Source organism: Traorella sp. mt218 (assembly GCF_055420025.1).
Genome location: NZ_JBVAYM010000039.1, coordinates 1 through 9,148, shown reverse-complemented (window position 1 = coordinate 9,148; position 9,148 = coordinate 1). Strand labels below are relative to the sequence as shown.

Genomic DNA, 9,148 nt, shown 5'->3' with positions numbered 1-9,148 from the left:
CGTACATCATTATAGTACATAAAAAAAGAACCTTCAAGGTTCAAGTTTATAAAATGGTAGCCCGTAGGGGGTTCGAACCCCTGAATGCTGGAATGAGAATCCAGTGTGTTAGACCGCTTCACCAACGGGCCATGACAAGATTATACCGCAAACTGTAAAACTGTTCAAGTAAATCTTAACAATTTTATTATTTTTGATATACTATGTACGAGGTGAAAATATGAAATGGTCAATGATTGCGACATGGAAGATGTCTTATGATGGAGTAAATAAAGGCGTTTGTCTTTTAAAGGATAAGAAAAGTGCTAAAGACGCTGTATTAGAAGCAATTCATGCGGTTGAAGAAAATGAGGCTTTTCATTCTGTCGGTTATAGCGGCTTGCCAAATGAGCAGGGAGTCGTTCAATGTGATGCGGGATTTATGGATGGCAAAACGCTTCAGGCAGGAGCCGTAGGGGCGCTTGAAGGTGTAATACATGCGGTTGATGTTGCCTATGAATGTTCAAAGGGTCGCTTTAATAATGTTTTAGTAGGTGAGGGTGCCAATGAATTTGCAGCTTCATTAGGAATGAAAAAAGAAAATTTATTGACAAAAGAAAGCTATGAAAGATATTTAGAGCGTAAAAAAGAAAACCAGCCTCTTTCAAGTTATGATGGACATGATACCGTAGGTATGGTGGTTTTGGATCAGCAAGGACATCTTGTCAGTGCAACAAGCACCAGCGGCCTTTTTATGAAGAAGAGGGGAAGGGTCGGTGATTCGCCATTGATTGGCAGCGGCTTTTATTGTGATGATGAAGCAGGCGGGGCAGCCGCTACCGGTGTAGGTGAAGAAATCATGAGAGGCTGTTTAAGCTATGAAACGGTACGCAGGATGAAAGAGGGCATGTCTGCACAAGAAGCTGCCAGTTCCGTAGTATTTGAATGGACAGAAAGGATGATCGCAAAAAAGGGATACTGTGATGCGATATCTTTGATCTGTATGAATCCTTCAGGAGAGATCGGTGTCGGAACGAATATCAAATTTGCATATGTTGCTGCTGACAGTGATTCAAATACTGAAATCTATGTTGCACTTCCTAAGGGAAAAGAAGTGGTTATTCGAAAATACGACAGCAAGATCGATGATTTGGATTGATGAAATAAATTTTAATTAAGAATTACAGGTAAAATATGTGAATCCTCTCCCTACATTGCATTTTTTAATGAAATCATGTAAAATTATGAAAGAAATGGAGGTGTTAAAAAGTCATGAAATTTGGCCGTAAAGCTCTTGCCTTTTTAATGATATCCTGTATAGGCTTTTCTATGTTGAGCCGTTTACATACACAAGCATCTGAAAATGATGAAACGATCGATGATCCGGGTGTCAAGATCGGTTCTGTAATATATGATTATGATGAAGAGGGAAATGTAATTGAGCGTGTCGTTGATGCGGAGGGTGCGCTTACCTTAGAAGAGGCTGAACAGGAATATTATCAGAATTTTATTGGCAACGGGGATATTTCGCTCATGTCAAATGATACATATAAGCTTATCAGTATCAGTGAAAATGGTACAGAAACAGAAGTCAATTCTTTCGCAAACTATGAGGATGCACTGAGTGCTTATGAAGCGATCATCAAACAAAATCCTTCAGTCAATTATGCTGTGAAATCGCAGGATAAATATTGGAAGGTAAAATATGCAACTGTCAAGTTTAAAAAGATAGTAGTTGATAATTATGTCGCGAATACGAATTATACGGAAGACGGTACCGGTACAAGCGGTTATATCAATATGGCTTATGGTATTGATGCTGCTTTTCTGGAAGAAAGTAACGGTAAGGTAAAATTCAGACTTTCAGGTGTAAATGGCTGGGTTGACGCTTCCTTGGTCGATATCGTTCCTTATACGGAGAAGGGGACTTTTATCAACTATTATAAAGTAAGCAATGGTAAGCTTTACCACTATATCCGTACCGGAGGATTAAAATCGAGCGACGGTTCATATTCATCAGCTATTAATATGGGATATGCGCCAAGCTATCTAAATAGTTCGACGGTTTATTATAGTTATGATGCTCATTATTTTTATACGGATTATTTTAAGATGATCGATGATTATCGCAATGGTACGAGTACGAATGCGATCAATGTGAATAATCCTTATTATAACTATTATCAGTATCTGCCGCTTCATTCACAGACGAATTATACGGCAGCAGAATTAAATGCTTTTATTGCGAGCAAATATACCGAGAAACCGACTTCGACAAGCACCAGTACGTTGAAAGCAAACCAGTCGTTATTGGTTAATGAAGGAGCTTCCTTTATGAAAGGACAGGATTTTGGTGTCAATCCTTTGATGACCATGGGTATTGCGATCAATGAAAGCGGCTGGGGAAGAAGTGAGATTGCTCTTGCAAAGAATAATCTTTTTGGCTTAAATGCAGTGGATTCCAATCCGTCGGGTTCAGCCAGCGTCTATGTTTCTGTCGAGTCCTGTATCGATATCTTTGTACGTCAATGGGTGACATGGGGCTATCTGGATACGAATGACTGGCGCTATTTCGGCGGTCATCTCGGTGATAAGGCCAGCGGTATGAACGTCAAATATGCTTCTGACCCTTACTGGGGCGAAAAAGCTGCCTCACACAGCTATTCTATTGATGATTATTTAGGCAAAAAGGATTATCAGAAATATGCTTTGGGAATCAAAGAAACCGTTGATAGCGTGAATGTCAGAAAAACAGCATCTACAAGTTCTGATACGATCCTTTCATTAAAGAATCCAAGCTCTAATGTAAGAAACATGCCGGTGATCATATTGAGTCAGACAACGGGTACTTCGGTAAACGGTAATTCTGTCTGGTATCAGATCTATACCGATCATCCATTAGACAGCAATCAGAAAAAGATTGCCCGTTACAACAATGAATCATTGTCATGGATCTATTCCCAAAAATATGATTTCAATAATTCTTATGGTTATATTTCAAGTGCTTATATCCGTAAGATCAATGATGCCAAGACAACGACATCATCAGATATTCAATCATTCTTAAATAAAGCATCACTGTCACTCAGTGGTTCTTATGTATATGGTATTTCAGCACAGACGAATATTGATACATATAAGAAACGTTTGGAATCCATTGATTCAAGCATGAAGATAGAAATCAATACGAATGGACATAGCAATTCTAATTCATATATTGCAACCGATATGATTCTTAAAATTACGTCATCAAGTGGTGAAACGGCTAGCTATACGATCATCATCAAGGGTGATGTGAATGGTGATGGTAAAATATCTTCTCTTGATTATGTATTGGTTAAAAACCATATCCTTAATTTAAGTCATTTATCAGGTGGACCATCATTAGGTGGAGATGTAAACGGTGATTCTAAAATATCGTCTTTAGATTATGTTTTGATAAAAAATCATATATTAGGTATCTCTAAGATACAATGATAGGAGAGTCAAATGAAAAATAAATTTATAAAGTCCATAATGATGATATTCACTTTATTTATACTGATATCATATATTCCGGTTCAGGCAGCAAATGTGGCTCCGGGAGGAAGCTTCAGTGTTACATTAGCTTGCGGCAGTATTGAAGGCTCTGTCAGATTTGATGCAAGCAACGCTACTATAACAGGAGGAACGGGAGATTCTTGGTGTGATCGAAATAAGACCTTTACGATTACTGCAACCGCAGGATCTCAAGGAACCGCAACAATTTCTATGGTTGGAGTTGACGCTACCAATGTTTCAGATTTATCTGATTATAGTGGAAAAACAATTAATTCAAGCAGTGTAAGTATTGTCGCAAATTCAACTCCATCCGGGAATACCGGTGGAGGTTCCGGTTCAGGAAGCAGCTCGAGTTCTGGCTCAGGCAGCTCCGCAACAACGCCTGTTGTCGATAATCGTTCTTCGAATAACAACTTAGCTTCACTGTCGATTAGTGAAGGTCAGCTTTCACCTGCATTTTCAAGTGATGTGACAGAATATAGCGTTGAATTAGCTTCTTCTGTTTCAAGCATTACGGTTAATGCTTCGGCCAGTGATTCAAAGGCAAGTGTTTCCGGTACAGGTGAGATTTCACTGAATGCCGGTGACAATCGAATTGAAATTACGGTAACTGCTGAAAATGGTAATCCAAAGCTGTATGTCATCAATGCTTATGTTGATGAAACACCTTTGATCTATGTTCCTTATGGAAATGATGAGCTGGGGGTCGTGCGTAATTTAAGTGCCGTTCAATTGGATGGTTTTGAGGAAACGACGGTTCAGATCAATGGTAATGAAGTGAAGGCATGGCGAAGCCCTACTCGCAATATTACGGTTGTATATTTGCAGAAGGATGATGAAAAAAACTTTTATATCTATGATGAAACAAAAGGTGTGACTTCTATTTACCGGCAGGTGGCTCTTCTGGGTAATACATTGGGTCTTGTAGATATTCCTGAAGAATTGCAGGAAAGAGCCGGTATGGTTTATCAAGAGCTTACAATTGATGATGTAACATTGATGGGCTGGGTCTATGAAGATAAGAGCTTTAGTAATTATTCATTGATCTATGCCATGGATGATATGGGTGAGTATCGTTATTATCAGTATGAAAGCACACAGAATACCCTCCAGCTTTATTCAGGTGCTGCAGCAGTAACACAGGAAGATTATGAAAATTTAGTAAATCAGAATGCTTCCATGCAGCTGTACTTTTATATTGCTTTGGGTGGTTGTGTCGTACTTCTTTTAACGACGATTTATGGTTTGGTAAGTGTTTCGCGTTATAAGAAAAGACTTTTATCTAAAGGAAATGAAATCAATGATATGAACAAAGCTGACTAAGGTCAGCTTTTGTTGTCAAGGATGAGGTGATGATATGGAAAGCTTTAAAAGAGAGATCATGCTGATCGGTGATGAGAAATTTCAGCGTCTGCAATCATCAAAGATATTGATTTTTGGTGTTGGCGGTGTTGGCGGTTATGTATGTGAGGCCTTGGTCAGAAGCGGGATCGGTTCATTTACGTTAGTGGATCATGACCGTGTCAGTGAATCGAATATCAATCGTCAGATCATTGCTTTACATTCAACCATTGGTGAATATAAGGTCGATGTGATGAAACAAAGGATGTTAGATATTTCTTCAGATTGTCATGTTGAGGTAAAGAAGATGTTTTATCTTCCTGATAATAAAGAAGAAATTCATTTTGAAGAATATGATATGATCATTGACTGCATTGATACGATCAGTGCAAAACTGGATATCATTTGCGAAGCACATCGCTTACATATTCCGCTGATCAGTTCCATGGGTGCGGGCAATCGTCTGGATCCTCTGCAGATAAAGGTCGGCGATCTTTTTGAAACAAGCTATGATCCTCTGGCAAAAGTCATGCGCAGGGAATTGCGTAAACGAGGGATTCATAAATGTCGGGTCGTTTATTCTACGGAAAAAGCACGGACACCTTTATTTACAGATGAGCGGGAATTAAGAGAAACAAATCGTCGAAGCATTCCCGGCAGCAGTGCCTTCGTACCGGCTGCATTCGGGCTTGTTATTGCTGCTGAGGCTATAAAGCAACTCTAGCGTGTGCAGATTGATTTTTGTGTTATAATAATATCATGGTACATTTACATGTTCGCAGCTGTTACACGCTTTTAAAAAGTACGGTTCGGATCCAGCAGCTCGTTAATTCAGCAAAACAGATGAAGATGAAATCCATTGCTTTAACGGATCTTAATGTCATGCACGGAGCAATGAGTTTTTATCATGCTTGTTTAAAGGAAGGCCTTCATCCTATTTTCGGTCTTGAGTGTTTTTGTAAGATCGATGATGAATTGTTCAGCTTTGTCGTATTGGCAAAGGATGATATCGGATACCAGAATCTTTTGAAGCTCAGCACTTATTTATGTACAGAGGAAAAGGTGATTGATTTAGAGAGGCTTGGTGCTTACAGTAAACACTGTTTTGTTATTTCAAGTGGTGATCATTCTAAATTTGATGAATATATTATCGAGGAAGATGAGTTTTCGATGGGAAAATACCTGACTCTTTTCAATGACGCTTTTGAGGATTTTATCTGTGGAATCGTGATGAATGATACGGGTCTGTTACAGATCAAAAATCCTGTCTTGAAAAGAGTGGCGCTTGCCAATGGTATCAAAACCGTTGCGCTTTCTCGCATCTATATGATTTCCAGAGATGATGAGGAAAGCTTCAGGGTGCTCAGTGCCATTGACCAGGGGTTGAATGTGAATGATAAAACGCTGGATATTGCCAGTGGCCGTTATTTGCGCAGTGAACGGGAAATGCAGGAATTATATGATGAAGATGATTTGAGGATGAGCGATTGGATTGCCGGGCAGTGTCAGGTTTGTTTTGAGTTTGGCAAAAGTGAATTGCCGCATTATGAAAACCGGTATGGGGTATCCTCGTATCAGTATTTAAAAAGTCTTTGTGTCAAGGGGCTTGAAAAAAGATTAAATACGAAGAAGGTTCCTTTAGTATATGCAGAACGTTTAAAATATGAGCTCAGTGTCATTCATAATATGAAATTTGACGATTATTTTCTGATCGTTTATGACTTCATCAAATTTGCACGTGCACAGAGGATTTATGTCGGTCCCGGAAGAGGCAGTGCCCCGGGAAGCCTGGTAGCCTATTGCTTAGGCATTACGCATATCGATCCGATAAGATATCATTTGCTGTTTGAACGTTTTTTAAATCCAGAACGTATCAGCATGCCGGATATCGATACAGATTTTCCTGATAATCGGCGAGATGAGGTCATTACCTATGTGCAAGAGAAGTATGGAAGTGAGCATGTGGCGCATATCGTGACGTTTGGTACGCTAGCGGCAAAGCAGGTGCTCAGAGATGCAGGAAAGGCCTTAGGAATGTCCGTATATGATATTGATATTCTGACAAAGTCGATTCCTGTCATGCTGGCTAATAAAAAGGTAACGCTGAGAAGTGCTTATCAGGATATACCTCGTTTTAGGACGGCAATCGATGCAAAGGCTGAAAATCGAAGACTTTATGAAATTGCCTTAAAGCTGGAAGGTTTGCCGCGTCATGCGTCAACGCATGCCGGTGGTATCGTTCTTTCAAAGCGTCCTATCAGCGATGTTTGTCCGTTGATTTCCAGTGATGATGCACTTGATTCTACACAGTTTACAAAGGAATATCTGGAAGATCTCGGATTGATCAAAATGGATTTTCTGGCTATTCGTAATTTGACCATTATTGATGAAGTGGTCGGAGAAATCAAAAAAATTGCTTCGGATTTTGATATCATGAAAATTCCTTTGGATAATAAAAAAACCTATGCACTGATCCAGCAAGCTGATACGGCGGGCGTCTTTCAGCTGGAATCGGAGGGAATGAAAAATCTTTTGCGCCAGTTAAAACCTGCCTGTTTTCAGGATATTGCGGCTTCTCTGGCCTTGTTCCGTCCCGGACCTATGGATAATATTCCGCGATATCTGAACAATCGGCAGCATCCCTCACAGATCGTTTATCTTCATGAGGATTTAAAAGATATCTTAGGAGAAACCTATGGTATCATCGTTTATCAGGAGCAGATCATGCAGATTGCGCAAAAGATGGCAGGTTTTAGTCTGGGTAAGGCGGATATCCTGAGAAAAGCGATGTCCAAAAAAAATCTGAAGGATCTGGAATCTTTGCAGAAAGAATTTATAGATGGTGCCATTCAGAAGGGTTATTCAGAAAAGCTTGCCCATGACATCTATGATCTCATCTTGAAGTTTGCGAATTATGGCTTTAATAAATCACATAGCGTTGCCTATGGCATGGTTGCTTATCAGATGGCTTATCTGAAAGCAAATTATCCGCAATATTTCTTTTTATCACTGTTGAATTCGGTCATTGGCAGTGATATAAAGACAAGCGAATATATTTTTGAAGCCAAGAAACGGCATTTGCAGATCCAACCGCCAAATATCAACCTATCAGAAAAAAGATATATCTTACATGATAATCAAGTCTTATTTCCGCTAAGAGGCATTCGTAATGTCGGTGTCAATGCGGCTGACAAGATATTAGAGGAACGCAGCAAGGGCAGCTTTGAAAGCTACCATGATGCTGTTGCCAGACTTAGCAAGGCAGGGGTGAATCGGAAAGCGATCGAATGCTGTATCATGGCAGGTGCGTTTGACTGCTTTCATCTGACAAGAGCCAGTATGCTTGCTTCATTGGAGGATGCCTTACGTTTCAGCAGCATCATCATGATTGAAGATGAAAATCAGCTGCGGCTGGATTATTCCCTGGCAACACCGCCTGCGATCATCAACGTTGCAGATTATCCTTTAAGAAAGGCCAATCAGGAAAAAGAGGTCTTAGGCTTTTATTTGAGCGAACATCCGCTCAACCGTATCAAAAAAGAATTACATTTCAGCGGCAAGGCAATCATCGAATGTCTGGAGCCTTGTGGCTATGTAACGATCATGGGTACGATTTCTCATATCAAGCAGCATAAGACAAAAAAAGGAGATCTTATGTGCTTTGCGGTATTAAGTGATGAAACGGCATCGATTGATTTGGTCATCATGCCAAACCTATATAAAAATATCGCAAATTCCTTAAAAAAAGGTGAGATCATCAAAGTAAGCGGAAAAGTCGATAAAGCTAACAGCTGTTTGGCGAATCGAATTGAATTTATATCTATGAATGAAGAATAGGAAAAACGATCACAGGCTTATGTGATCGTTTTTTATATATTAGGAAATTTCAATTTTGATGGACAGAAAGATAATGAAAGAGAATGAAAAAAAGTTAAGTATATTTTATGTTATGATATTATGTATCATGAATATGAAATTATAGTATCATTATAATTATTGATATGATATAATATCTGTGTAAATTCTCTCGTTTCTTTCAAGGAGGCATCATGAAAGTCTTTTTTCTTTCCAACCGTTTCTATTACCGTGAATTCCCTGATCTGAAGAACATCATTCTTCATGATCTGAGAGTCTATAACTGTGTTCTTCATAAGGCCTATAAATATCTTTACGATCGTGCCTATAAGGGAGCCTCGTTCAAGGACTGCGAGCTTCATCAGCTTCTTAAAAAGCAGTTTCATCTCAGCGACTATATTCCTCTCTCTGCCATCCATGAAGCCAAGGCCTT

The 9,148-nt window shown here is 39.4% G+C and carries 6 protein-coding genes and 1 tRNA gene; 6 read left to right on the top strand and 1 reads right to left on the bottom strand.

The genetic code is table 11. The annotated features are described in order from the left end of the window. Positions 1-54: 54 nt before the first annotated feature. Positions 55-131: transfer RNA gene (locus ACZYT3_RS12355), tRNA-Glu, on the bottom strand. Between the two features lie 89 nt (positions 132-220). Here ACZYT3_RS12355 and ACZYT3_RS12350 point away from each other — a divergent pair. From ACZYT3_RS12350 to ACZYT3_RS12325, 6 genes are all read left to right on the top strand, one after another. Next, positions 221-1,138, top strand: a complete 918-nt coding sequence (locus ACZYT3_RS12350) for an isoaspartyl peptidase/L-asparaginase (protein WP_294562859.1) — start codon at positions 221-223, stop codon at positions 1,136-1,138. Between the two features lie 113 nt (positions 1,139-1,251). Then, on the top strand, positions 1,252-3,456 hold the full coding sequence (locus tag ACZYT3_RS12345; protein WP_294562860.1) for a dockerin type I domain-containing protein: 2,205 nt from the start codon (positions 1,252-1,254) through the stop codon (positions 3,454-3,456). A gap of 12 nt (positions 3,457-3,468) precedes the next feature. Further along, positions 3,469-4,842, top strand: a complete 1,374-nt coding sequence (locus ACZYT3_RS12340) for a cadherin-like beta sandwich domain-containing protein (protein WP_464088863.1) — start codon at positions 3,469-3,471, stop codon at positions 4,840-4,842. Positions 4,843-4,876: 34 nt separating this feature from the next. Continuing rightward, positions 4,877-5,584, top strand: a complete 708-nt coding sequence (locus ACZYT3_RS12335; protein ID WP_294562862.1) for a tRNA threonylcarbamoyladenosine dehydratase — start codon at positions 4,877-4,879, stop codon at positions 5,582-5,584. A 17-nt stretch (positions 5,585-5,601) separates the two neighbouring features. Next, positions 5,602-8,697 (top strand): DNA polymerase III subunit alpha, encoded by a 3,096-nt coding sequence (gene dnaE / locus ACZYT3_RS12330; RefSeq protein ID WP_464088862.1) that lies wholly within the window; start codon positions 5,602-5,604, stop codon positions 8,695-8,697. A gap of 212 nt (positions 8,698-8,909) precedes the next feature. Beyond that, on the top strand, positions 8,910-9,148 hold a 239-nt coding region (locus ACZYT3_RS12325; RefSeq protein WP_464088861.1), incomplete at its 3' end, for a hypothetical protein.